Genomic DNA, 25157 nt, shown 5'->3' with positions numbered 1-25157 from the left:
CCTTGATCTACGAACGGCGTGGCGGAGTATTACAGAGGGATCTGCAGATTTCGGAAAAAACACGAGCCACTATCCCCGGTATCGGGCGATGCCGGGGATAGTGGAGGGAATCCGGCCCTGCCAGCCGGATTCCGGCGGTGGGCAGGATCAGCGGCTGGTGTTGGACTCGGTCTCCGGAATCCGATCAGAAATTTTCAGGATGCTCGCCCTGCGCGGCTTCAGCACGATGCTCTGATGAGCGCGGGACACACTGACATCGTCGCCCAGTTCAGCCAGCGACAGGCGTTCGAGATCCGTCTCAGGTGTGAAATTCACCGAAATGTGACCGTCCTGAATGGTGATGGTTGATTTCATGCGACTACTCCCTTAAGTGACCTGGTTCTCACTCAGGCTGAGAACCAGTTCCAGGGGGCCATTCTGGCGCGTCGGGTGGCGCGATGCTGTAATCCGAGCGTGTGCAGATGTCAGTGATCTGTGGCGGGATGTCAGGGTTTCTTGAGGCCGGTAGTGGGGAAAAGTGCATCGGGCGAGCCACTGAGTCACACTTTTCAGGATGAAATCAGGTTCTGTGATCCAGTTGGCAGATTGGCGTCCAACCAGTTCTTACACTTGAGGCCGATTTATTCGTCATGGACTGCGTTATGACTCCGAACATTTCAGCTACTGCCAACCGCATCGAAGGACGGCTGTTTTCCGAAGGGAATCGCCTGTGCATGGTGGTACACGTCGACTCCGAGGGAGGCGTTGCCCAGGTAAGCAGTCGGGTTAACGGCAAGCGCCAGCTGCTGCCGATGTCGATTGCGGAGGTAACGGACAGACTCGCTGCAGGCCTGCAGCTCGATGCGCTGGGTGCCGCGGAAGCCGCCAGTCGGATCGTCGAAAAAGCCGATGGCTGGTTCTTCCAGGCCAGGGAGGGACACAAAGGTCCCTATCCGACTTCTCTCGAGGCCAAGCGGGCACTCAGTAAGCACATCGCAGACGCGCAGCTCACCAATAACAAAGCCCGCTGATCGGCACCGCGTCCGCGGGCGCTACACGGGTTCTGCGATGAAGACCGGGATTTTGCGGCTCGTCCTGGCCTGGTAGTCGTTGTACGGCGGATAGGCTTCGGCGCTGGCTGCCCAGAGACGCGCGCGCTCCGGATCTTCCTCCACCTCTCTGACCCGCATCTTGAAGACCTCTGTTGCGTCGCGAATCTCGACTTCCGGATTGGCGCGCAGGTTGTACACCCAAACCGGATTTTTCGGCTGTCCGCCCATCGATCCAATCAGCACATAGGCATCACCCACTTTCACTCGCATCAGCGGGATCTTGCGGATGGCGCCCGATTTGTTGCCCATGTGAGTGACGATGATGCAGGGCATCCCGGTCTGGAGCAGCGTCGTGCCTTTGGTGCCGCCGCTGCCTTCGTAGACTTCCACCTGTTTACGAACCCAGTCCAGTGCGGGTGGGATGTATTCCGTCATGAGAATTCCTTGGTCCATACGCTGGACGATGATAGTACCATTCCGTTCGCCCAAACCCCGCTGTCCCCACTCCACCCGAGCCTCGATATCCGCTCCAATAACAGGTCCCGCCATGCACCAGCCCAGAGCAATCAATCGCCCGTGCCTTCAGCCGTGAATCATTGACGGAGGCGGCTCAGCGATAGGCGGACGCCTGTATCTCATAGAGCTCTGCATACTGGCCGCCCCTGGCCATCAGTTCGTCGTGACTGCCGGCTTCCACCACCTTCGCACCATCCAGGACGATGATCATGTCTGCCATCCGCACGGTGCTGAAGCGGTGGGAGACGAGCAGCGTGATGCGGCCGTTGGGGGCCATGTCCGAGTTGCGGCCGCCGCGCGCAGCACTCGCATAGCGCTCGAAGAGGGCGTGTTCGGTCTCCGCGTCCAGCGCGGCGGTCGGCTCATCGAGCACGAGCAGCAGCGGATCTTCCCGCATGAAGCCTCTGGCCAGTGACAGTTTCTGCCATTGTCCGAAGCTGAGTTCCACACCCTGTGGCCAGGTCGGGCCAAGCTGGGTTTCCAGTCCTGCTGTCATGGCAGAGACCACATCCGCGGCCCCGGCTCGGCCAACGGCCGCCTTCACCGCAACGTCGTCTTCCATGTTGGGCACATCGCCGACACCCACCGTCTGCTTTGCCCGCAATTCGAAACGGAAAAAGTCCTGGAAGGCGCCTGCAAGTCTGGCCCGCCATGCTTCGGTGCGGATCCGGCGGAGGGGCTGGCCGTCTATGGATATCTCTCCGGTAGTGGGTTCGTACATTTTGCAGAGGAGCTTCACCAGCGTGGTTTTACCCGCTCCGTTTTCGCCGACAATGGCGATCACACTGCCGGCCGGCAGGTGCAGATTCACATCTTCCAGAACAGGCTTGTCTGTGCCCGGGTAGGTGAAGTTCACGTGAGACAGCGCGATACCTTCACGCAGCGCATCCGGCGCGGGCTGATCCGCCTGTTCGGTCTTTGCCGCTGCGTAGTCCTCCAGCCAGGCCATCCGCTGGGAGCCATCCATCCAGATGCCACGCAGAAAGCCGATTTCACCCACGGTTGCGCCAATGTTAGGCCGACAGGCGCGAACCCGCGGCGAGCACGAGCAGTGTCTGCCCGGGTGTGCCTTCAATCCCGTAAGCGACGAACACGATTGCGCCCACAAAACCCAGCGCGAAAAACGCCCAGCCCAGGGTGTGCCAGCCCGCACTGCCCCAGCGCGCCCGGGCAACGGGACGATACCAGCGCTCCCAGGCTTCGCGTCGCTCACGCAGCAGGCGCCTGCCGATACCGGTCACCCGCACTTCCTTTCCCGGGGGTGCGGTGGTCGCGGTATCGAACAGATGGCGCGCGAGCCGTCTGGCCGGTGCGCCGCGTTCGTCCGCCGCGCGCTCCACCGCCGGTCGCCAGCTGGAGGTCAGCACAGTGGGCAGTGCGAAAAGTGTCAGCAGCGCGAGCGCCGGATGCACAGCAACGAGCAGCACGATCGTGACACCCAGTCGCAGAATCCATCCCGCTGTGGTGAACAGCGACATGTACATATGGTCGAGCACAAAGACCTGATCCCGGAGGATGGCCAGGCGATCGAGAAACTCCGGGCGTTCGTGATGCTCCACGGTAGCGACACTGGCCTGGAGGCGGGCGACGTGGGATTCCAGTGCAATGGTCACCCGATCCCGGAAGCGTCGCTGGGTGCGATCGCTGACCACCCGCAGCAGCCAGGTGAGGGTGGCGGACAGGCCGAGCCCCAGCGCGGCGATCAGCACCAGGTCAGGTAGGTTGTCGAGCAGCCCGTCCGCCAGCAGCTTGAGCCAGAGGGCCATCAGTGCATCCGGCAGCGCCGCCAGCAGGGACAGGGCGAAGGCGATACTCAGAAGCGCGGGTTCGGCAACATAGCCCCGCTTGAGGGCGCGCCACATGGACGGCAGTGCCGCGGGCAGTCCGCTCAGTGCATCTGCACCTGCATCTGCAGCGGCCGGCCGATCATTCGAGGACATCGACGGCTCCTGCTGCGGCGTCGCTGGTAAAGCGCTGGGCCTGAAGGTCGAACATGGTGCGATAGCGGCCACCCAGCTGTATCAGTTCTGCATGGGAGCCGAGTTCAACCACACGCCCTTCCTCCAGCACACAGATCTGATCGGCGTGCCGCACGGTGGAGAATCGATGCGACACCAGAATGGTGGTGACACCCCGGGTGGCTTTGAGAATGCGATCGAATATCTCCGCTTCGCCCCGGACGTCGAGCTGAGCGGTGGGTTCATCCAGGAGCACGACGGATGCGCCCTGTTTTACTGCGGCCAGTGCACGCGCGAGGGCCACCCGCTGCCATTGTCCACCGGATAGGTCGGTACCCTTTTCGTAGGCGCGCGCGAGTACCGTATCCAGGCTCGCCAGATTGGCCGCACCGGCCTCCACCAGGGCAGCTTCGATGATTTCGTCCGGTGCACCCGCCGGTGCGACGTTGTCGCGCAGACTCAGTTCGAAACGTACGAAGTCCTGGAACACCGCGGCCACCCGCTGGCGCCAGCCTGCAATGTCGAAGTTCCGCAGATCCGTGCCATCGATTTCGATCGCACCGGCGCTGGGGTCATAAAGGCGACACAGCAGTTTGGCGAGGGTGGTTTTACCCGCGCCGTTCTGTCCGACGATGGCCATCGAAGAGCCTGCGGGGATTCGCAGATTCAGCCCATCGAGGATCAGTTCACCAGTGGTCGGATAGGCAAATTGCAGGTCTCTGAAGACGATATCCCGCTGTGGCCGGTTGTCCGCGGACAGGGTGCCGGGCGTCAATGCGCCAGCGGTCTGCATGGTGCCACCCAGGCGCAGCACCGCGGCGGCGGGTGCGCCCGCGCCATCCAGCGCCCAAGACAAACCCCCGAACGCGATCATACTGGTGGCGATCGCGGCGCTGGCGAAAGTCACCATGCGATCCAGCTCCAGTGCACCGGCGTTTGCCGCCATTGCCATCGCCCAGAACACGCCCGCATTGGCGGCCAGTACCAGGACCAGACTGGAAACCACCGAACGTTCCCGCAGGCGGGTGGCCTGCCAGCGCAGGTCGTGCAGTATCCGCCGATGGCGCTGAAAGCGCTCGACGATCCAGTCGGCGAGGCCAAAAAGGCGCAGTTCCTTTGCGGAAGGTGTGTCCACCGCCAGGCGATAAGCGTAGTCCGCGTGGCGCTGGGCCTCCCTTACCTGGTCGGTATTGCGGTCCTTCCAGACCCCACTCTCCCTGAGCAGCCAGTGGGTCGACAGCCAGGCGCCAATCAGTACCAGCGGCGCCCACCAGGCGAATGCTGCCAGCACCATGGCCGAAGTGATTCCGGCCAGAAATTCCACGAGACCGGAGGCAATGAAGTCCATGGAGATACTCAGAGGTGGCCCGCTGATGCCGAGGTCGAAATCCCGTGCCATGGTGAGATCGCTGGTGAGCGCCGGGTTTTCGAGGTGCCCCATACCCGGGGGCTCGATACAGGCACGGGTGAGCTGATCGTAGAGCCAGGCGGCGGTGCGGCTGCCCAGATTCGCGCCGATCACCTGATGCAGAGGGGCGAGGGTCTGCAGCAGAACAAACACCACTCCGACCAGAGTCAGAGGGCCGGCGAGGGCATCGCCGCGCTGCACCGCGCCGACCAGCCAGCCCATGGCAATGGCGAAACCCGCCGGCAGGATGCCGCGAACGATGAGTACGACCCACCAGGCACAGGCCAGTAGCGGTGCTGCCTTTGGCAGCACCGTCATGAACTGCCATTCCTGTCGGGCCTTGAGTGTCTGAATCATGAATCACCAACCGTTGCTGCCCGTGGCGTGGACTCGATGGCGGGTAAGTTCAACCGCGCAGGGTCTCAGCTGCCTTCAAAGCGGGGGGGCTGCTTGTCGACAAAGGCCTGGGCTGCCCGGGCATGGTCTTCGGTCATCATGGTGCGGACCATGTGCGCGGCTTCCAGATCGAGCACGTCAGCCAGGCCGGCGTGATCGGCGGCATTCAGATTCTTCTTCATGTAGCCGATGGCGATGGTCGGCAATGCGGCCAGACGCAGAGCAAACTGCTGTGCCTCGGCCGCGAAAGTCTCAGCAGGATAGGCGTAGTTCACCAGCCCCAGCCGTGCAGCCTCCTCGCCGGAGATCACATCCGCGGTGAAATACAGTTCACGCGCCTTCGCAGCACCCACCAGACGTGGCAGAAAGTAGGAGCCGCCGTAATCGCCGGATGCACCGATCTTTGCAAACGCCGTGGTCAGTTTGGCGCTCGACAGTGCCACCCGCAGGTCGCAGGCGAGGGCAAGACTCAGGCCGGCGCCTGCCGCCGCGCCGGGGATGACCGCCAGGGTCGGCTTCGGCATTTCATGGAGCAGGCGCGTGAGTTCCATGCCCGAGCGCAGCCCCTGCACCCGCGCCTCGATGTTCACCGGTGTGCGGGAGGAATTGCTGGATCGGTCCGATGCCGCCCGGGCCTGGCCTTTGACATCGCCGCCCGCACAGAACGCACCGCCAGCACCCGTCAGGACCAGGCAGCGCACTTTGGGGTCAGCGGCGGCTCGTGCCACAGCGGTGTGGAGGGCCGACATCATTGCTCCGGACATTGCATTGCGCGCTTCCGGCCGATTCATGGTCAGTGTGGTCACACCCTGCTCGAAGCTCTCTAACAGATGATCGGTCACGGGCCCCCTCCTGCGTCGGTTGAAAAAGCGGGCAGGAACGATAGCACAACCGCTGCGGCCACCGTCGCCGCTGCGCCCTGCCATGGGGTGCGCGACGATAATCCCGGGTGCGGGTTCGCAAGGGCAGCGAATTCGAGCACAATCGATGCGCTCAATCAGGACAAAAGGGGAATGGAATGTGTGACGAAGATACGGTCAGAGATAACGAGGCGGTCCTGGGCCGCGGCACGGGTGTGTCGAGACGGCAGTTTCATCGCATGGGTGCTGCGGTGGCAGTCGGTGCACTGCTGCCGAGAGCTGCCAATGCACAGACAGTGACCGACTCGGAGGTCAGTGTCGCGACACCGGACGGGCTTGCGGACTGCTATTTCGTGCATCCCTCCAGTGGTCGTCACCCCGGGGTGATCGTGTGGCCGGATGTGCTCGGACTGCGACCCGCCTTCCGGCTGATGGGTAAACGTCTGGCGGAAAGCGGCTACTCGGTGCTGGTGGTCAACCCCTATTACCGCAGTGCCCGCGCACCGGTGATTCCGGAAGGCGCCAGCTTCCAGGATCCCGCCACACGTGCGACGGTGATGCCCCTGGCCCAGTCCCTGTCTGCTGCCACCCATTTCACCGATGCAAAGGCTTTCGTGTCTTATCTCGACCAGCAACCCGCGGTGGATACCGCGCGCAGGATCGGCACCACCGGCTACTGCATGGGGGGACCGATCACCATGCGCACCGCGGCGGCTGTACCGGAGCGAATCGGAGCCGGCGCGTCCTTTCATGGGGGCAGACTGGTCACCGACGGACCGGACAGCCCGCATCTCCTGATACCGCAGATGCAGTCCAGTTTCCTGTTCGCCATCGCGGAAAACGATGATGAGAAGGAGCCGGAAACCAAGAACGTGCTGAAAGCTTCCTTCGCGGATGCCGGTCTGCTGGCGGAAATTGAGGTGTACGCCGGTGCCATGCATGGCTGGTGTCCGCCGGACTCTGCGGTATACAACGAGGCCCTGGCGGAAAAAGCGTGGTCCAGGCTGCTGCATCTGTTTGCCACGGCACTGGCCTGAGTATGGTGCTGTTTGATCGGGTAACCCTGCTGTGGACGGGCTCTGGTGAAGTCTCCGACCGGCTGCCTTCGGATCGCTGTGCAATGCGATGACACCCGTTGTCCCGCTGAATGCACTGGCTGATGGCGAGATGCTGGCCTGTCGGGTTGAGAATGTGGACGTATTGCTGTGCCGGGTCGACGGCCGTTGCTACGCCCTGGCCAATCGCTGCAGTCATGCGCAACAGAATCTGCATACAGGACGGCTGCGCGGTCATGAGATCGCCATAAACCGGCTCGATGTGCTGCGCTATCCGACCGTTCGCCAGGGCCCGGTGCTGCCCGGTGACTTCGAACAGGAGGGGAGCAACTGCAGACTCAGTGCCAAATCCGGACTGTCTTCGGTGGGTCTTCCAGCCGGATCCACCGGGGCTTTAACCCGGTTTCAGAACCTGAGCCGGTCAGCCAGTGTGCGAAGAAAGGTCTGAAGCCTCGCCAGATCTTCGAAGGATTCGATGAAGCGGGCATCGGCGGACACCCAGTCGCCACGACTGTCCTGTGCAAGTATGCGAGCGAAGCGCGGCACACTGTCGATGAGCAGTACGAGTGCGGTCACCGCCTCCGGCGCAAGTACGATGCTCAGGATTCGGAGCGTCTCCTTCGCCTCTTCGAATTTCCGTGTCTGCACTGTGTTGACGAAATCCGGTTGACCGAGCAGTGCGTCGACCTCTTCGAGCAGCCATGTTCTGTCGTCGAACCTTGCGCGGACAGCATCGGCGCGGAACTGATTCCTCAGCTGACGGGCAGCCTGGAGAGGCAGCTGGGATATCAGGTGCCAGCCGATCCGGAACAGATGGATCAGACCGGGCTCTGCTGCGATCCAGGTCTCGATCGCGGCATCCGCTGATTCGGCGGAAGCTTCCTGCCAGTGCAGGTAGGTCCCGCCCAGATTGCAGGACGCCATGGCCAGATTGGCCGCCTCGGTCTCGGTCAGGCGGCGACTGTCGAGCTCGGTGCCGGCCACCAGCAGGTTGGCCAGATAGGCGAGTTCATCCATGCGCGCAGCGAAGGCAGGAGGTCGATCCTGCAGGCGGGCGATGGCTGCGCGCACCGGCTGGCGCTGCTGCAGCCCCGTCATGTGCGGCCCTTCGAGCAGGAGGGTGTTGCGGGTGTGTGCCCGCTCATAGGCGGCCAGTTCTGCGCGGAACTCGGCCTGCGTGCCTGAGTCTCCTTCTCCCTGCACAGGCTCCGCCTCGACACCCGCTGTCGGTCGGTTCTCCGTGTGCTCGATGTCTTCCTCCGGGGCGTGGCGATCAGCCGGATCTGTGTCGGAGCGCTGCGCAAGGAATGTGCGACGATTGAAATAGGCGGCAGTCTCCGGATCGTAGGCTGCTTCGCCGACCAGCATCTCCAGCTCTGCGTGCATCACTGTCTGGAGGTAAGCGCCGGCCATGGCAGAGGTCACGTAGCCGGATCGTTCACGACTCTGTTCCCGCTCGAATTCTGCGTCGATACGCAGCAGGCGCAGGCCGTCCAGTTCACCTTCGATGCGGAGAATGGAATGTCTGAGGATGAGCCGTTCCAGAATCGACTCGAGAAAATCCGGATATTCTCCCCACAGGGCGTTCAGCACTTTCTGCACGCTGTCCCACTCGTCGGCGTATCTGGCACACACACAATATATGCCCAGTATCTGACACTGTTCGTCCGTGCCTTCGAGTCCGGCAGGGTCGTCTGTCACCTGGATAAGGCGCGAGAGTGCCAGCGCGCAGAACTCGCTGCCCAGGTCGTGCAGAATTTCCGCCGCAGCCTGGTCCCCCATGTCTGACCACAGATCGAACCAGCGCATGAGCATTTCCATGCTCATGGTCTCCGGGTCACCCGGTCTGGCACCTGTCCAGAGCGTGCTGTCGAGCAGCTCGACAATCTGCCGGGGAGAGGCATGCGCCACCAGAGGGGCTGCGTCTTCGATACCCAGTTCGGTCACCAGATGGTGCAGGGTGGTGGGGTTGAGGTCCTGCACGATGGTCGAAAGATCGCGGCTCTTCAGCAGCGCGTCCACGACCTTTTTCGCAGTGGCGGGTCGATGCCCGGATACCTGGGACATATTTGCCCTCGCGATGGATCCGTCTGGTGGCGGCGAACCATAGGTCCGGGAGACGTTCAGTTCAACATACTCATTCCTGAGTACGCGTGGGATAATGTTCCCGCCCGGCGGAAAGTGGCTGCCGGCTTTTCAGGCCGGCTTTGTTCTCCGTCTCACGCCCGGTCTCATCCCCCAGCTCATTTCCCGGCGAGAAGACTGATCAGCGTATACCAGTGGGTCAGGCCGTCGTAGAAGGCCCTGACTTCGATGCGCTCATTCAGCCCGTGCGCGAAACTGTCGCTGTCTCTGATGAACAGTCCGCTCACCCCGTAGGTCGGAATACCTGCAGCGCGGAAGATACTGCCATCGGTGTAGTAGGAAGCCTGGTCCGGGACGATCTGTATTCCGGGATGGGAGGCATGCACCGCTTCGGTCACGGCATGCAGTACATCCTCGCGCAGTGGGGATGCCACCGAGTCGAATTCGCGGCCGGCGAGCTGCACCGCCACCTTGCTTCCTGCGACCCGCTGCAGCTCGAGGCGCACTTCTTCGGTGCTGGTGCCGGGGAAGATGCGACAGTTCACCGTGGCGGTGGCGGTCTGCGGCAGCGCATTCTCCGCATGTCCGCCGCTGAGCATCGTTGCGACACAGGTGGTGCGGGTGCGACCCACATAGGAAGGCTCACCGGCCAGCAGCTGTGCGGCTGCTGTGTCCCGGGGATTGCCGGCGAAGCGGCTCATCGCAGCTCCGAGCTCGCCGGGTGTCGCAGGACCCGCGGCTGCGAAACTGCCGAGAGTCCATTCGTTCCACATCACCGGGAAAAGGTGGGACTGCAATGCGCCCAGAGCATCCGCCAGGTCGTAGATGGCGTTCTCAAGGCGTGGTTCCGAACTGTGGCCGCCGGGGTTGCGCGCAGTGAAGCTGAAAGTGGCATAGGATTTTTCCGCACCCTGAAGATAGAACAGCCGCGCAGCACCGCTGTCTTCAGCATAAACGCCGCCACCGCCGTCTCCGTTCAGGCAGAACTCCGCATCGATCAGGGCCCGATGGTTTTCAACCAGGTCCCGGGTCGTTGCCTGTTCGGTTTCCTCGTCGCCGGTGAAGGCGATGATGAGATCCCGGGAAGGCGTGAAGCCTTCCCGCTTCAGGCGCATGAACGTGGCGGTAATGGTGACGATGTCCGCCTTGATATCGGAAGTGCCGCGCCCGAAGAAATAGCCGTCTTCTTCGACCAGGGTGAAGGGGTCGCGCTCCCATTCCTGCGGGTTGGCGGTGACCACATCCATATGCGCGGCGAACAGGATGGGTCTGCCGCCGGTGCCGTCTCCGCGGTAGCGGACGACCAGAGACGCAGTCTCACCCAGCGGGAGAATGTGAATGTCCTTGTCCGGGAAACCGGCATCACGCAGGCGTGCCGCCAGGTAGCGGGCCATGGTCGGTACCTGGCCAAGACCCGTGGAAGTTTTCATGCCGATGACGTCGGCGAACATATCCCGTGCCTCGGATTTCACAGGATCCGGCGTTGCCGCCTGCAGCGAAAAGCAGGTCAGTCCGATCAAAGCGGCCATTGCTCTCATGGTTCAGGTGCTCGGGCTGGATAGAGTCGCAGCATATGAAGATCGCAGAGATCTTGCCAGCTAGGGTCTGTCGTCACGGTTTCCCGCTGCCGGTGTACGCTATGCTACCGACAGCGTTTCCCTGGCCACCCTTTGCAGGAGGAGTATTCGATGAGCGAGCAGACTGCCAGTAAACCGAAAGTCGGACGGCCGACACCCGAGGATTTCAACGACAAACCCCTGCCTGTCGATCCCTATGCCGTGCCCATTGAAGAGATCAACATGATCGATGGCCGGTACTTCCAGCAGAATCGCCAGTTCGAATTCTTCCGGCGTCTGCGTGCTGAGGATCCGGTGCATCTGAACGAACATCCCTTCACCGGTCGTTACTGGTCGATCACCAAGTTCGACGACATCATGTATGTCGACAAACACCACGAACTCTTCTCCTCGGCACACGGCATCGGTATAGGACCGAAGCTGGGTCTCGAACCGGATCCTGAGGAGCTCGCTGTGTCCATGTTCATTGCCATGGATCCGCCCAAGCATGATCTGCAGCGGGCGACCGTGACCGGGGTAGTGGCACCTTCCAATCTGGCGAAGCTCGAGCCGGTCATCCGGGAACGCGCGGGGCGCATTCTCGATGCGCTGCCGGTGGGTGAGACCTTCGACTGGGTCGATACCGTGTCGATCGAGCTCACCACCCAGATGCTTGCCACCCTCTTTGATTTTCCCTTCGAGGAGCGCCGCAAGCTGACCCGCTGGTCGGATGTGGCCACTGCTGCGCCCGGGACAGGCATCGTCGATTCGGAAGAGCAGCGCCGGGGTGAGATGCTCGAATGCCTCGCCTATTTCACGGAACTGTGGAATGACCGGGTGAAAAAAGCACCGGGCAATGACCTGATCTCCATGCTGGCACACGGCAAGGACACGAAGGACATGCAGCCCTTCGAGTTCCTGGGCAACCTCATCCTGCTGATCGTTGGCGGTAATGATACGACGCGCAATTCCATCAGCGGCGGGGTCATAGCGCTGAACGAGAATCCCGGCGAATACGACAAGCTCCGGGCAAACCCGAAACTCATTCCGAACATGGTCTCCGAGATCATCCGCTGGCAGACGCCACTCCCCTACATGCGGCGCACGGCAAACGAAGATGTCACCCTGCGCGGAAAGCACATCAAAGCCGGCGAACAGCTGCTCATGTGGTACATCTCGGGCAATCGGGACGATGAAGTCATTGATCGGCCGGACGAGTTCCTGATCGACCGTGCCAATGCCAGGCACCACCTGTCTTTCGGCTTCGGCATTCACCGCTGCATGGGTAACCGTCTGGCCGAAATGCAGCTGCGTGTGGTCTGGGAAGAGATCATGAAGCGTTTCGATTTCGTCGAAGTCGTGGGCAAACCGGAACGGCTGCTGTCGAGCTTTGTGCGCGGCATCACCCATCTGCCGGTGCGTGTGCATCCAAAGCAAGCCTGATCGCGCGGGTGGTGCGCGTGAATGCGCGCGTCGGGTTAACAACGCATGAGCTCGGTGTATCCCGTTCAGTCCAGCGGTGGCAGATCCGGGTACTCGGGATCGGTGCCCGCCTGCTTGGATCTGAAGTAGGCGGCCATCTCGTCACCCTGGCTCACTGCGCCCATCCACAGCTGCTGATAACTCAGGGTGTCGGCGATACTGTGGTCGCGCCCGTAGTTCAGCAGGTGCTTGGTGCTCGAGATGGCCAGCGGTGATTTCCGGGCGATTTCGGCGGCGATACCCTGGACCTGCTCGAGCATGACCTCCTGGGAGTCGAAGACCTGGTTGACCAGGCCTCGCTCCAGCGCTTCGCTGGCCGAAAGGCGCCGGCCGGTATAGGCGAGTTCCCGCATCAGACCTTCCGGAATGAGTTTCGGCAATCGCTGCAGCGTACCTACATCGGCGGCCAGGCCGATATTGATTTCCTGAATGCAGAAGAAGGCATCCGCCGTGCAGTAACGGATATCGCAGGCTGCCACCAGGTCGACCCCACCACCGACGCAGCCGCCCTGAATTGCCGCGAGCACCGGCATGCGCAACGACTCGAGCCGGGAGAAGACACCCTGCAGCCGATCCAGATTGCGTCGTGCGCGTTCCCCGGCGCGGCCGCGATCCAGGGAGGACTCCCGGGGGCCGGTAAAAACGGATACATCCATGCCGGCTGTGAAGTGCTTGCCGGTGGAGGAGATGATCAGGGCGCGCACGTCGCCTCGACTGTCAGCTTCTTCCAGGGCTGCCGGAAATTCCGTCCAGAACGCCGGTGGCATGCGGTTGTATTCATCCGGCCGATTGAGCTGCAGATGTCCGATCCTGTTTTCGATGCTGAGCTTCAGGCGGGTGTTGGTCATGGGATCTCCGGATGTGAAGAAGCGGATTCAGGATGGATGGTTCGGGAGTCGTGCTGTGCAGTTACCATCGGTAACTGGTTCACGCCTGCCCGAACTTCCCCAACCCGGGTGTTGCGGCAGTTCCAGTAGGCCTCATTACGATCCAGAAGACTGGCTCGGTGCCCGGGAGAACTGGTCATCACCGACTCGATGGCCTGGGCAGCCGAGAGCGGTGCGGGGCAATCGGCGAGCAGGGTGTCGAGTGCCGGAGTGCGGCCGGAGAGTTCGCCTTTCCCGGTCCAGTCCAGCCAGCCATCACTGCGGGGTGCGCCTGCCGCGGTATTGATCTCCCGGTCAGCTTCCACTTCCAGCAGTCGACTGATCCAGATCGGGTCGATCTCCATGTCACTCAGATAGTCGGCTGCCTGGCTGCTGCCGGAAGCCAGGCCATGGTTGCCGAGCCGTCCTTCGATCGCCCGTCTGTCGGCCCCAGCGAGCCAGATCAGCAGGCAGGCACCCGTGCATTCGGCGACGGCCACACTGGGAGAACAACCGGCAAGGCGATCGTCACCGGACAGGCAGACGGCGTCGGATTTTCGATCGAAGTCGTAGACGCCGTCGGGGCGCTGGACGAAACGGTAATTTACTTCCGTCGTGACCAGGAGTTCCCGCACCCGCCGACCTATCGCCATGGCCTCCTGCAGATCGCCGCCGGGACTGTCGAGTTTCAGTGTCCACAACAGTTCCTGGTTCTGCACCAGGGGCAGCGAGTTGCTGTTCACGAAGCCTGCGAACCGGGCGGAGAATCGATCTGCGTCGCCAGGTTCGATCGATCCTCGAATCAGCATCTGCTGGCCGTTGCACTCGTCTTCGAGAATAATGAAATCTGCTGCCTGGACGGTGCTGCTCAGCAGTACGGCTGCGGAAAGCAGACGGATTCCGGTCTGCAGGGTACTCATACGACCCGCACGCAGGAGCTTCGCGATTCGAGGTGTGTCAGCAATTCGGTCGGGAGTGTCCACGCCGCTATGTTGCCACAGGCCGCGGCAGGTTCCGACTCCCGGCGGCCGGATGCGCGCACTTTGATACGATTGCCAGCAGGCATTGCATGGTGGCCGGATGGATACCATGCTGATATGAGACGGGTGGCTACTCCCGGCCTGAGGGAGGTGCGGATTGCAACCACCTTCAGAGACATGAATTCAACAACCGATTGGAGAACTGGAAATGGCTGTTTCTATGTACGACATCAGTGTCGCCGCTTATCTGCAGGTGCTTGGCGCGGTCGAAGGCTTTCTGAAGAAGGGTGCCGAGCACTGTAACAAGAATGATATCGATCCAGCTGATCTGATGGAGACCAGTCTGTATTCCGACATGCTGCCGCTGCGCTTTCAGCTCATCTCGGTTGTCCACCACTCGCTGGGTACGATCAAAGGCATGCAGTCCGGCACGATCTCGACCCCTCCGAGCATGCCCGATCTCGACTATGCCGGGAGCCAGAAGCTGATTGCGGACACCCGTGCCGAGGTGAGCAAAGTCGCCGCTGCAACAGTGAACGCGCTCGCAGGTAAGGACATAACCTTCGTGATCGGCGATCGGAAGATGCCTTTTGTGAACGAGGATTTCGTGCTGACTTTCTCACTGCCGAACCTCCACTTCCATGCCACCACCGCCTACGACATTCTGCGAATGAAGGGTGTTCCCCTGGGCAAAAGGGATTATCTGGGTGCGCTGCGGATGAAGTCGCAGTAGTCAGACCATCGGCGCCAGCCGCACGATCTGACTGCCGGTCTCGTGTTCGAGCAGCAGATAGATCAGGCCATCGTAGCCGATTTCGACATCCCTGATCCGGGCGAGATCCCTGAGCAGTAACTCCGTGTGCACGTGGACACCGTCCTCGATCACGACCCGATACAGCTCGGTGGCCTTCAGGCTGCCGACGATGAAACTGCCGCGCCAGGCTGGAAACAGGTCGGCGTCGTAAATGACAAAGCTCGATACGGCCGGGGATGGCGTGAGATCGACCACCGGCTGTTCGATGTCATTCAGGTTGAACTCGATACCGAGATCTTTCCAGTACTCGACGGGTGTACCGTCGTAGTCCACACCCTTCGAATACAGTGGCCAGCCGTAGTTCCTGCCGGCTTCGAGCAGATTGATTTCGTCGCCACCCCGCGGACCCATTTCTGATCCCCAGAGCTGTCTGCTCACTGGATCGAATTCGAGACCCTGGGGACTGCGGTGTCCGTAGCTCCAGATGCTGGACTGCGCGCCGGGTGTGTCGATGAACGGGTTGTCAGTGGGGATCTCCCCGTCGTCCCGGATTCGATGGATCTTTCCATAGGGTGTGGCGAGATCCTGTACACCCAGGTAGTTGCTCAACGCTTTGATGCCGACGCTGAGAAAAACGTAGCCTTCCGGGTCGAAGGCGATCCTTCCACCGGCGGCGATATCCGGCATCGAAGTGTAGAATTCCCGCGCAACCCGCCAGATGACTTCTTCATCTACCCAGGCGCCGTCTTTTATCCGGCCTCTGACCAGACGATTCATGGTCTTGGGGATCAGGCCGTCTTCCTCTTCCCCATCCCCGCAACCGCTGCACAGATCCGTGTGCAGCAGATAGATCCAGCCGTTGTGCGGGTAATCGGGATGGGGCTTTACATCCAGGTGCCAGCCGAGGCCGTAGTCGAGACCGAGCACTTCGAAGCCCACATCGGAGGTCTTCGGGGTGTGTTCGATCAGTGCGGATTGCACCCCGTGCGGAGAGATCACCGACAGACCGCGTTTCTTCTCGGTCAGCAGTATGTTGCCATCGGGTAGCGGTGCGATCGAAAAAGGGAACGGATCCAGGCCGGTCGCCACGATCTCCAGGCGGAATGTGGCCAGTTCCGTTTTGATCGGCTCGAGTGGAATCTCCAGAGGCTGACTCGTTCTGAAGTCCGTGAAACGTCGATTCACCCGGCGTTCGGCGATCAGGATGGCGAGACTCCGGATCTCGGCTTCGCTCAGCGTGTCCGACCAGCCGGGCATGCCCTTCTGCGGAAATCCCCTGGCGATGCTCGCCGACAGGTCTGCGACGGTGTCGCCATGCACAAGCGCGCCGCCGACGAGTGGGCGGCCCAGAGCCCCGCCCGCCATGTCTTCGCCATGACAGCTGCTGCAGTTCTCGACATACAGCGGCATGAAGGGATCTGAAGACAGCGCCCGGCTGATACCGTAGTAGATGCCGATACTGCTGAGGATCAACACAGCAGTCGTAATGCTGAGGATCTTCAGGAAGGGTCCTTTCTTCATGGTCCAATCCCGGGCCGGGATTGCCCTTGTAGCAGGAGAGTGCCCTGTGAGCCACCGATTGGATGGATTTTTTCCGCTTCTATCCGCTACCCTGCCTCAGAGAGGGAGGAGGAATTTCCGATGCAGGGAATGATTGTCGACTGGATCGCGCACAACGCGATCAATCTTCCGGAAAAGACCGCAACCGTAGAGCTGCCCAGCGGGCGGCAACAGACCTATGCGCAGATGCATGAACGGGTCGGGCGGATCGCAGGCTGGCTGCAAACGCTCGGCGTGCGGCGCGGTGACCGGGTCGGTGTGCTGGCACTGAACTCGGTGGACACTCTGGACATTCTGTTCGCCACCTGGCGGCTGGGGGCCGTGCATCTGGCGCTGAACTTCCGGCTGACACCTTCGGAACTGGACTACATCATCGGCAACGCCGAACCGGATGTGCTGATCCACGACCGCGCACTCATCGACACCGTGGATGCGCTGACCGTGACGATCGATCATGCGATCGAGACCGAAGGGCAGGGTGCGGAGTCTGCTTTTGAAGCCGCTATCGCGGAGGCGGATCCGATCCTTGAGATGGTGGAGCTCGAACCGGAGGATCAGTGCATGCTGATGTATTCCTCCGGTACCACGGGCCTGCCCAAGGGTGTGATCATCAATCACGGCATGATGCACTGGGCACAGTTCAACGCGGGCGCAGCCATGTTCTGCACCGAGGACATGGTCAGCCTCGCGGTGATGCCCCTCTTTCATATCGGCGGGTTGCAGGTATTCACCTGCCCGGCGCTCTTCGCGGGAGGCACCGCGGTGATCATGCGCAGTTTTGATCCCGGCGCTGCGCTGGATGCTTTCGACAGCGCGGACCTGGGTGTGACCCATTTTCTCGGGGTGCCCGCGATCTTCAATGCGCTGCGTGATCATCCGAAGAATCCGGGAACGGATTTTTCCCGTGTCCGGGTGATGCTGGCCGGTGCCGAAGCCGTGCCGGAAGCCCTGGTCAACTGGTGGTACAGGCGCGGCGTGGTCATCCAGGAGGGCTATGGCATGACCGAGAATGTGGCGAGCTGCTGTGTGCTCGCCCGCAAGGATGTACCGGCGCGGGTCGGTTCCGCGGGCAAGGCACTGCGTCACATACAGATCCGCATCATGAAAGAAGATGGCAGGGAAGCTGCGCCGGGCGAGTCCGGCGAGATCTGGTGTCGGGGGCCGGTGGTGACGCCCGGCTACTGGCGGCGGCCGGAAGCCAACGCGGAAACCTTCGTGGATGGCTGGTTGCGTACCGGCGATATCGGATCGAAGGACGCCGAAGGCTTCATCTCTATCGAAGACCGGCTCAAGGACATGTATATCTCCGGGGGCGAAAACGTCTATCCGGCAGAGATCGAGAACGTCCTCTACGAACTGGAGGAGATCCGGGAGGTGGCTGTGATCGGTGTGCCCGACGAGCGCTGGGGAGAAACGGGCTGTGCGGTGGTGGCGCTGCAACCGGAGGCGGCGATCACCGTAGAGGACATCCTCGCTCATTGCCGCCCGAAGCTGGCCCGATTCAAGCAGCCCAGCCACGTGGTTTTTGTCGAAGCCCTGCCCCGCAACGCGACCGGCAAAGTATTGAAGTTCGAACTCAGACAGACTGTCAGCATCTGACGGGTACGGGTACGGGTACGGGTACGGGCAGATCGGCAGTTCGCGGATGAACTGGGCCGGTTCGAGACTCTCTTACACAGCTGCGGGTGCTCTTCTGCTGTCGCGTGGTGCTCCCGGCTGCTCGCCGGGAGATGACGGTGCCGTGACACTGACTGCACCACTCAGCCGGAGAACCGATGCAGGGTGGCAGAGGCGGTTACTGTCAGATACTGAATTGGAGAAATCATATGCGGGAACTTACCGGTCAGGAAATTGAACAGGTCAGCGGAGGATCGATGGCGCAGATAGCAGCCGGTGTACTGATGGGTGCATCGGCAAGTGTGGCCTCTGGTGCCATTGCCGGAGCCGTCTGGGGTGCCCGGGTTGGCGGCTGGGTTGGAGCTGGCGTAGGGGCTGCCGTAGGATTTGGCTACGGTCTCGCCCACGATGAAGACAGTTGAGGTAGAAGACTGCTCCTGGGCGGTGTGATACCGCCCGGGCTTCGAGCTGGATGTGTCGAGGTACGGTGCGCAGGAGGTGTGCGCAGGAGGTGAATAGACATGGAAGAAACGCGGGATCGACCCCCTCGATTCGAACCGGGCCCGCGCATCAACACGCCCATTTTCCTTCTCAGTGTGTTTCTAGCCGTCTCACTGAACTCCGATCTGCTGCTTTACTTCGAGTCAGATCCAGCATTCCGCTCGACACTGCTGGCGTTCGCAGGAATGAAGTATGGCTTCGTCGGGCTTGCCTGGCTGCTGCTGATCGCAGCGGGAAAAATTGCCCGCCGGATACGGGATTCACGCAAATGAGCGCAGAGTGCCCTGACCTTCACTGAGACTGCCAGTCACTGCGCCATATCCTGAGTATCGATCAGATCCGGACCCTTCTGCAGGCTGTGCACATCACAACTCCCCTGCGGTATCCGGTAAAGTCCCAACATTCGAACTCAGACAGTCTGTCAGCATCTGGCAGAGATGGAGAAGATCGGTGAAATGGCGCGGGCTGCGGCGCAGCGCAAACGTCGAGGATCGACGCGGCCAGCGGGCCGTGAGAGGTGGTGCATCCGGCCTGCGGCTGCCGATTGGCGGTAAAGGTGGGCTCGGTATCGTCGCTGTGCTGGTGGTTGCCTATCTGCTCGGCGGCCCCGAACTGGTGATGAACCTGCTCGGTGGTGGTATCCAGACACCGGCTGCCGTGGAAACCCAGCCAACGCGCGCTGGCTCGAGGGCACCTGTCGCTGATGAGGGCGGGGATTTCATCAGTGCCATACTTGGCAGCACGGAAGACGCCTGGGGTGCATTGTTTGATCAGGGCGGAGCCCGGTATCAGCCGCCGATCCTGGTGCTGTTCACCGACGCTGTCGCATCTGCCTGTGGTTACAACTCAGCGGCGGTTGGACCCTTCTACTGTCCCCCGGATCAGAAGCTCTACATCGACCTGTCTTTCTTTTCCGAGCTCGCCCGCATGGGGGGCGCCGGTGACTTCGCCCAGGCCTATGTGGTTGGTCATGAAGTAGGCCACCATGTGCAGAACCTGATGGGTACTGCGCGTTCGGTCCGGGCCCGTCAGCAGCAGACAGATCAGCAGGGTGCCAATCGACTGCAGGTGGCGATGGAACTGCAGGCCGACTGTTATGCGGGGGTGTGGGCACACCATGCCAACCGGGATCAGACGCTGCTCGAACCCGGGGATGTGGCGGAAGGACTCGCCGCCGCCGCGGCGATTGGCGATGACACCCTGCAGCGCAATGCGGGCCGCCGGGTGACCCCGGAGGCCTTCACCCATGGTTCCTCGGCGCAGCGTCAGTCCTGGCTCGAACGCGGTCTGAAGACGGGAGATCCCTCCGCCTGTGACACCTTCGCTGCCCGATAGCCACAGCGATATGACTGGTGTTTACCTCGGCACCCGGGTTTGCACCCATACCGTTGTCTGCAGGGGCAGGGCTACTGCCGAAGCGAATCGACCATCTGCTGATAGCTGGTAAAACCGAATTGCGCTTCGATGTCGGTGCGCCAGATTTCGTCCATCTCCGCGAGTACATCTGCGCTCAGTACTGCTTTGTGGCCACCGACCTTTCCTTCCCGAACCTTGGATGAATCACTGCCCGGGGGCAGGTCGGCGAAGCGTTCGCTGAGTTCCCGCATCAGCAGATCGTCGAATTTGTCCTTGTGCTTGAGCATGTAGGGTAGCGATGAATTCTCCAGGGTGATCGCCAGCAGCGCGTCGTCCAGCGCGATGCCACAGAAGTCTGCGACACGACGGATGGTGCCTTCGGGATCCTGATTCATCAGTTCATAGGCGAGCAGCAGCACGCTGTCATCGTCGCGATGCTTCCACCAGGACGCGAGATGGGCCCAGTAGCGCTTCGCTGGTCCTCGCAGGTAGTTCCCGGTGGCAAATTCATCGATGGAGATCGCGCCGGCTTCGAGAAACCAGCCCTCCATGAACCTGAACATCGATACCAGTGCATCCCGGGGATCGCGTATGGAAACGATGTAGCGGGCACCTTTCGGCACTTCGTCCCAGGACAGATGGCTCTTGAATCCCCGTGGCTCTGCACGCTGCGGGGCATTGATGTCGATCTGCAGCGCGGCGGCAGTTTCTATCCAGGGGACCACGCGGGAGATGTCATCATAGTCGGTATCGCCCCGGGTGCGCAGGGTGTGGAAGATCTGCTGCAGCCAGGTTGTGCCGCACTTTCCGAAAGGAGCGATAACCACATCAGTTGGCTGTGGCACATAGGCCTCGGCGTCCGGATCCGCTGCTGCGAACATGCGCATCATTTTCTGCTGCAGTTCGGGAATCGATCGGGCTCTGCGAAGTTCGCTCATGGGATCACCCTCCGGAGACCGGCTGCTGGGCCAGCTGCTGGTCGAGTTTCTGAGAAGTCGCCCGGGGTGAGCCGGCATTGCGGGCAAGCAGACGGTAGGCGGCAGGGACGACGAACAGAGTGAATGCCGCTGCAGCCGTCACGCCGCTGAACACAACGATGCCGATCACATGCCGGGTCTCGGCACCCGCCCCGGAACCAAAGATCAGTGGCAGTGTACCGGCCGCGGTAGTCAGGGTTGTCATGATGATCGGACGCAGTCGCACCTCACAGGCAGTGACCAGCGCATCCATGAATTCCAATCCTTCATCGCGGAGCTGATTGGCGAACTCCACGATCAGGATACCGTTCTTGGCAGCCAGACCGACCAGCATCACCAGTCCGATCTGGCTGTAGATGTTGATAGTGTTGCCTGTCAGCCAGAGACCGGCGAGCCCGCCGGCAATCGCCAGTGGCACCGTGAGCATGATGATCAGGGGATGCCTGAAACTTTCGAACTGTGCGGCCAGTGCCAGGAACACAACGGCGATCCCCAGCAGCATCACGAAGAGGATGGAGCTGCTGGCATTGCGCAGATCCAGCGTCTGACCTTTGTAGTCAATGACGACACCTTCAGGCAGTTCGCTGCGCACCAGGCCCTCCATATGCTGCACGGCATCATTGAGGGTGAAACCTTCGGCGAGGCTGGCTTCGAGGGTGATGGCGCGAACCCGGTTGTAGCGGTTCAGACTGTTCGAGTCTGCGAATTCTTCCAGACGTACCAGATTCGAAATAGGAATCAGCTCCCCGCTGGTGCTGGACCGGACATAAATGTTTTCCATGCTGGACGGTGTACGCTGCGTACTGCGTTCGCCTTCAAGTATCACATCGTACTCCTCCCCACCCTCGATATAGGTGGTTACCCGGCGCGAACCCAGCAGTGTTTCCAGGGTGCGGCCGATGTCGGCAATGGACACTCCGAGGTCCGAGGCGCGGTTGTAGTCGATCTGCACCCGGATCTGGGGCTGGGTTTCCTTGTAATCCCAGTCGAGGCCGATGAAGCCCGGGTTGTCGGCGTTGATCGCGTCGATGAGCATGTCTCGCCAGGCGGCCAGCTCTTCGTAGGATCCACCGCCGATTACGAACTGCAGCGGCTTGTCGGCGGAAGACCCGAATCCCTGGCGCATCACGGGGAAGGCGAACACCCCCGGCAGATCCGCAAGCCTGCCGCGGATCTCGCTGAGGATCACATCACCGGAGCGCCGTTCGCCAAAGGGAGAGAGTACGATCACCGCGATACCGCTGTTGTAACGCGGCACCCCGCCGAATCCACCCGGGGTGCGTATCAGCAGGCGCTGTATCTCGCCATTTTCGATATAGGGTGTGAGACGACGCTCTATTTCGTCCATATAAGGCTTCATGTATTCGAAGGTGGCCCCCTCCGGCCCCTGCACGAAGGTGAAGAAGCTGCCCCGATCCTCGTTTGGTGCGTACTCCTGGGGCAGGACGCGGTAGAGGAGGGCGCTGGCAGCCACCAGCAGCAGGAAGGCGACTACGGCGATTACCGGGAAACGCAACACGAATTTGAGCATTGTGCTGTACCAGCCGCGCACGACGTCAAAATTGTGATCGACCATCTTCGTCAGCCGATTTTCCACCAGGGCCGGTCGCAGCAGTTTTGAGGCGAGGGCGGGTGCCAGTGTGAGGGCTACGATGCTGGACAGCACCACGGCCGCGGCCATGGTGAGTGCGAATTCGGAAAACAGCCGGCCTGTGTCTCCCTCGAGAAAGGCGATCGGGACGAACACGGCTGCCAGCACGGCAGTCGTTGCCACAATGGCGAAACCCACCTGTCTGGCACCCCGGTAGCTGGCCACCAGCGGTGTCTCGCCGTACTGCTCGATGCGGCGATGGATGTTTTCCAGCATCACGATGGCGTCGTCCACCACCAGCCCGATGGCGAGCACCAGCGCCAGCAGGGTGAGCAGATTCACCGAAAAATCCAGGGCGTAGAGCGGTATGAAGGTAGCGATCAGACACACCGGCACCGTTACAGCGGGCACCAGCATGGCGCGGAAGCTGCCCAGAAACAGAAAAATCGCCAGCACCACCAGTCCGATGGCGATGAACAGGGTGCGATAGACCTCGGTCACCGCACCTTCCACGAACACCGATGAGTCGTAGCTCATGCGGAACTCCATGCCCTGGGGCAGGCTGGGGCCGAGTAACTCGGTCTCCTTTTTGGCAAGCCGGGCCACGTCGAGCAGATTGGCCGTCGACTGGCGCACAACGCCGAGACCCACCTGGGGGACTCCGTTGCCGCGGAAGAAACTGCGATCGTCTTCGGTGCCGCGTTCGACCCGGGCGACATCGGCGAGTCGTACCAGGTAACCGTCCGATCCGGTGGCGATCACCAGCTGCCGGAACTGATCCGGGCTTTCGAAGTTTCGATCGACTCGCACAGTGAAGCGGCTGGCCTGGGATTCCACGTTGCCGGCCGGCAGCTCCACGTTGCTGGCACGCAGTGCACTCTCCACGTCGGCAACTGTGAGACCGCGGGCGGCGAGTTCCATGCGGTCCAGCCAGATACGCATGGCGTAGCGCTGGGCGCCACCGATGAAGACCCTGGCCACGCCGTCGAGTACGGAGAATCGATCCACCAGGTAACGCTCGGCGTAATCGGTCAGTTCCGGAACCGTCATCCGGTCACTCACCAGATTGATCCACATGATCACGTCTTCGTTGGAGTCAACCTTGCGGATCTCCGGCGGATCCGCCTCCACGGGCAGGTCGGAGACGATGCTGGAAACCCGGTCGCGGATATCGTTCGCGGCCGCGTCCATATCCCGGCCAATATTGAATTCCACGGTAATGGTGCTGCGTCCGTCCTGACTCGCGGACTCGATGAACTCGATACCTTCGACGCCGGCGATCCGATCTTCGATGGGCTGAGTGATGCGGGTTTCCACCACGGTGGCGGCTGCTCCCCGGTAGAGGGTTTCGATGCTTACTACCGGCGGGTCGATGTCCGGATACTCCCGCAGCGGCAGACGATCGAAGGCGATCAGACCGAAGGACAGCAGCAGCATCGAGAGGACGGATGCCAGGATCGGACGGCGTACGGAGAGATCCGTGATGATCATCGGGCGGGTCCTGCCGGTTTACTGGTGATCAGCTCTGAAATCGGTTCACTGCCATCGTCCACGGCGCGGATTCTCACCGGAGCACCGGGACGCAGCTTGAAGGTGCCGTGCTTGACGATCATTTCGCCCTCGGTGAGCCCGGAAATGACTTCCACCCGTCCGGGCAGCCGTGCACCCAGCTGCACCTCCCGCTGCTCGGCGGTCGGCTGCTCTGCAGTGGTGTTGACGACGTAGACAAAGGTCCGGTCACCCCGGGGGACAATGGCCTCTTCCGCAATCAGCAGCGCCTGGCGCTGACCGCGCTGCAGTTCGAGGGTCATCAGCATGCCGGGCACCAGCCGGTGATCGGTATTGGGAATCAGGGCACGCACCGTGATCGAGCGGGTCACCGGGTTGACCACACTGTCCACAGAGGAAACGATGCCGGTAAATGTCTCTCCCGGGAAGGCCTGGGTGGTGGCCTGTACCACGGTGTCTGCAGACACCGAACTGAGGTAAAGGGAGGGGATGGTGAAATCCAGCTTCATGGTGCTGTCGTCGACCAGTGTGGTGATCAGTTCACCGGGAGCGACCAGCGCACCGGGACTCACCTGGCGCAGACCGACCACGCCCGCGAAGGGTGCGGTGATGATGCGGTCCTCCAGTCTCGAGCGCACTGCGGTGACCCGTGCCTGAGCGGTCTGGGATTCCCGCTGGCGCTCGTCAAGCAGGGACCTGGCAGCGGTGCCCTGCTCCACGAGGGAGCGTACGCGCTGGTACTGGCGCTCGGCCTCATCCGCCAGGGACTGGGCTTCGAGCAGCAGGGCGGCTTCTTCCGCATCCGACATCTGCACCAGCAGCGCACCGGCCTTGACCCGTTGCCCATCCCGAAAATGGATCGCGGCGATCACATCGGAAACCTGGGCGGTGATCCGCACAGTCTCGTTGGCACGGAGTGTACCCAGAGCCTCGAGGGGATCGGCAATCGGGCCGGAACGGACCGGCTCCAGCAGCACGGCGGCAGGCGGCGGACCCTGGGCTGCGATGACCCAGGCGGGGTAGAGGAATGCGGCAAGGAGGAGGGAGCGGACGGGCATGGGGGACAAATTCCTGATTCTGGGGAGATCCTGAGGCGCTG

23 protein-coding genes are annotated in these 25157 nt (G+C 61.7%); 9 read left to right on the top strand and 14 right to left on the bottom strand.

Translation table 11 applies throughout. The annotated features are described in order from the left end of the window. Window positions 1-147 precede the first annotated feature (147 nt). A complete protein-coding gene (locus tag R3E82_15455) occupies window positions 148-354 on the bottom strand; it encodes a hypothetical protein (protein ID MEZ5552281.1) in 207 nt (68 codons plus the stop codon). Window positions 355-641: 287 nt separating this feature from the next. Here R3E82_15455 and R3E82_15450 point away from each other — a divergent pair, with 287 nt between their 5' ends. After that, window positions 642-1010 (top strand): DUF6316 family protein, encoded by a 369-nt coding sequence (locus R3E82_15450; GenBank protein MEZ5552280.1) that lies wholly within the window; start codon window positions 642-644, stop codon window positions 1008-1010. A gap of 21 nt (window positions 1011-1031) precedes the next feature. On the opposite strand, the gene R3E82_15445 is transcribed toward R3E82_15450, so the two are convergent. From R3E82_15445 to R3E82_15425, 5 genes are all read right to left on the bottom strand, one after another. Beyond that, window positions 1032-1466: a nitroreductase family deazaflavin-dependent oxidoreductase gene (locus R3E82_15445; GenBank protein ID MEZ5552279.1), complete on the bottom strand. Its 435-nt coding sequence runs from the start codon at window positions 1464-1466 to the stop codon at window positions 1032-1034. Window positions 1467-1641: 175 nt separating this feature from the next. Further along, the gene (locus R3E82_15440; GenBank protein ID MEZ5552278.1) at window positions 1642-2547 is read right to left on the bottom strand and encodes an ABC transporter ATP-binding protein; all 906 of its coding nucleotides are present in this window, start codon (window positions 2545-2547) and stop codon (window positions 1642-1644) included. 13 nt (window positions 2548-2560) lie between these two features. Then, complete coding sequence (locus tag R3E82_15435) at window positions 2561-3487, bottom strand: hypothetical protein (protein ID MEZ5552277.1); 927 nt, start codon at window positions 3485-3487, stop codon at window positions 2561-2563. After that, window positions 3474-5270, bottom strand: a complete 1797-nt coding sequence (locus tag R3E82_15430) for an ABC transporter ATP-binding protein (GenBank protein MEZ5552276.1) — start codon at window positions 5268-5270, stop codon at window positions 3474-3476. Before R3E82_15430 ends, R3E82_15435 begins: the two co-directional genes overlap by 14 nt. A gap of 65 nt (window positions 5271-5335) precedes the next feature. Beyond that, window positions 5336-6151, bottom strand: a complete 816-nt coding sequence (locus tag R3E82_15425; protein MEZ5552275.1) for an enoyl-CoA hydratase-related protein — start codon at window positions 6149-6151, stop codon at window positions 5336-5338. A gap of 176 nt (window positions 6152-6327) precedes the next feature. Between R3E82_15425 and R3E82_15420 the strand changes: the two genes are divergently transcribed. After that, window positions 6328-7206 (top strand): dienelactone hydrolase family protein, encoded by an 879-nt coding sequence (locus R3E82_15420; GenBank protein MEZ5552274.1) that lies wholly within the window; start codon window positions 6328-6330, stop codon window positions 7204-7206. Between the two features lie 88 nt (window positions 7207-7294). Next, complete coding sequence (locus R3E82_15415) at window positions 7295-7672, top strand: Rieske 2Fe-2S domain-containing protein (GenBank protein ID MEZ5552273.1); 378 nt, start codon at window positions 7295-7297, stop codon at window positions 7670-7672. Here R3E82_15415 and R3E82_15410 read toward each other — a convergent pair. Continuing rightward, window positions 7630-9291: a DUF6178 family protein gene (locus R3E82_15410; GenBank protein MEZ5552272.1), complete on the bottom strand. Its 1662-nt coding sequence runs from the start codon at window positions 9289-9291 to the stop codon at window positions 7630-7632. The genes R3E82_15415 and R3E82_15410 overlap by 43 nt on opposite strands. Window positions 9292-9467: 176 nt before the next feature. Next, window positions 9468-10838 (bottom strand): M20/M25/M40 family metallo-hydrolase, encoded by a 1371-nt coding sequence (locus R3E82_15405; protein MEZ5552271.1) that lies wholly within the window; start codon window positions 10836-10838, stop codon window positions 9468-9470. A 159-nt stretch (window positions 10839-10997) separates the two neighbouring features. On the opposite strand from R3E82_15405, the gene R3E82_15400 reads away from it, so the two are divergent. Then, entirely contained in the window at window positions 10998-12308 is a 1311-nt protein-coding gene (locus R3E82_15400; GenBank protein MEZ5552270.1) for a cytochrome P450, read from the top strand. A gap of 65 nt (window positions 12309-12373) precedes the next feature. Here the strand turns inward: R3E82_15400 and R3E82_15395 are convergent, their stop codons facing one another. Next, entirely contained in the window at window positions 12374-13195 is an 822-nt protein-coding gene (locus tag R3E82_15395) for an enoyl-CoA hydratase-related protein (GenBank protein MEZ5552269.1), read from the bottom strand. Next, a complete protein-coding gene (locus R3E82_15390) occupies window positions 13192-14133 on the bottom strand; it encodes a hypothetical protein (protein ID MEZ5552268.1) in 942 nt (313 codons plus the stop codon). The genes R3E82_15395 and R3E82_15390 overlap by 4 nt, the downstream gene beginning before the upstream one ends. 268 nt (window positions 14134-14401) lie before the next feature. Here R3E82_15390 and R3E82_15385 point away from each other — a divergent pair, with 268 nt between their 5' ends. Beyond that, window positions 14402-14926, top strand: coding sequence for a DUF1993 domain-containing protein (locus R3E82_15385; GenBank protein MEZ5552267.1), 525 nt, complete (start codon window positions 14402-14404; stop codon window positions 14924-14926). On the opposite strand, the gene R3E82_15380 is transcribed toward R3E82_15385, so the two are convergent. Beyond that, window positions 14927-16468 (bottom strand): PQQ-dependent sugar dehydrogenase, encoded by a 1542-nt coding sequence (locus R3E82_15380; GenBank protein MEZ5552266.1) that lies wholly within the window; start codon window positions 16466-16468, stop codon window positions 14927-14929. It abuts the gene before it with no gap. Window positions 16469-16588: 120 nt separating this feature from the next. Here R3E82_15380 and R3E82_15375 point away from each other — a divergent pair, with 120 nt between their 5' ends. From R3E82_15375 to R3E82_15360, 4 genes are all read left to right on the top strand, one after another. Beyond that, window positions 16589-18106 (top strand): long-chain fatty acid--CoA ligase, encoded by a 1518-nt coding sequence (locus R3E82_15375; GenBank protein MEZ5552265.1) that lies wholly within the window; start codon window positions 16589-16591, stop codon window positions 18104-18106. 227 nt (window positions 18107-18333) lie between these two features. Next, window positions 18334-18546, top strand: coding sequence for a bacteriocin, lactobin A family protein (locus tag R3E82_15370; protein MEZ5552264.1), 213 nt, complete (start codon window positions 18334-18336; stop codon window positions 18544-18546). Window positions 18547-18645: 99 nt separating this feature from the next. Further along, window positions 18646-18897, top strand: coding sequence for a hypothetical protein (locus R3E82_15365; protein MEZ5552263.1), 252 nt, complete (start codon window positions 18646-18648; stop codon window positions 18895-18897). A 178-nt stretch (window positions 18898-19075) separates the two neighbouring features. Then, the gene (locus R3E82_15360; GenBank protein MEZ5552262.1) at window positions 19076-19960 is read left to right on the top strand and encodes a neutral zinc metallopeptidase; all 885 of its coding nucleotides are present in this window, start codon (window positions 19076-19078) and stop codon (window positions 19958-19960) included. A gap of 71 nt (window positions 19961-20031) precedes the next feature. On the opposite strand, the gene R3E82_15355 is transcribed toward R3E82_15360, so the two are convergent. The 3 genes from R3E82_15355 to R3E82_15345 are packed head-to-tail and all read right to left on the bottom strand — an operon-like array spanning window position 20032 to window position 25116. Next, complete coding sequence (locus R3E82_15355; GenBank protein ID MEZ5552261.1) at window positions 20032-20919, bottom strand: sulfotransferase domain-containing protein; 888 nt, start codon at window positions 20917-20919, stop codon at window positions 20032-20034. A 4-nt stretch (window positions 20920-20923) separates the two neighbouring features. Continuing rightward, window positions 20924-24040: an efflux RND transporter permease subunit gene (locus tag R3E82_15350; GenBank protein ID MEZ5552260.1), complete on the bottom strand. Its 3117-nt coding sequence runs from the start codon at window positions 24038-24040 to the stop codon at window positions 20924-20926. After that, window positions 24037-25116, bottom strand: a complete 1080-nt coding sequence (locus R3E82_15345) for an efflux RND transporter periplasmic adaptor subunit (protein MEZ5552259.1) — start codon at window positions 25114-25116, stop codon at window positions 24037-24039. Before R3E82_15345 ends, R3E82_15350 begins: the two co-directional genes overlap by 4 nt. Between the last annotated feature and the right edge of the window lie 41 nt (window positions 25117-25157).

It is taken from the genome of Pseudomonadales bacterium (assembly GCA_041395945.1).
Taxonomy (GTDB): domain Bacteria; phylum Pseudomonadota; class Gammaproteobacteria; order Pseudomonadales; family Azotimanducaceae; genus SZUA-309.
Note: the sequence above shows the minus strand (reverse complement) of the source record. Positions and strands in the feature narration are given on the sequence as shown.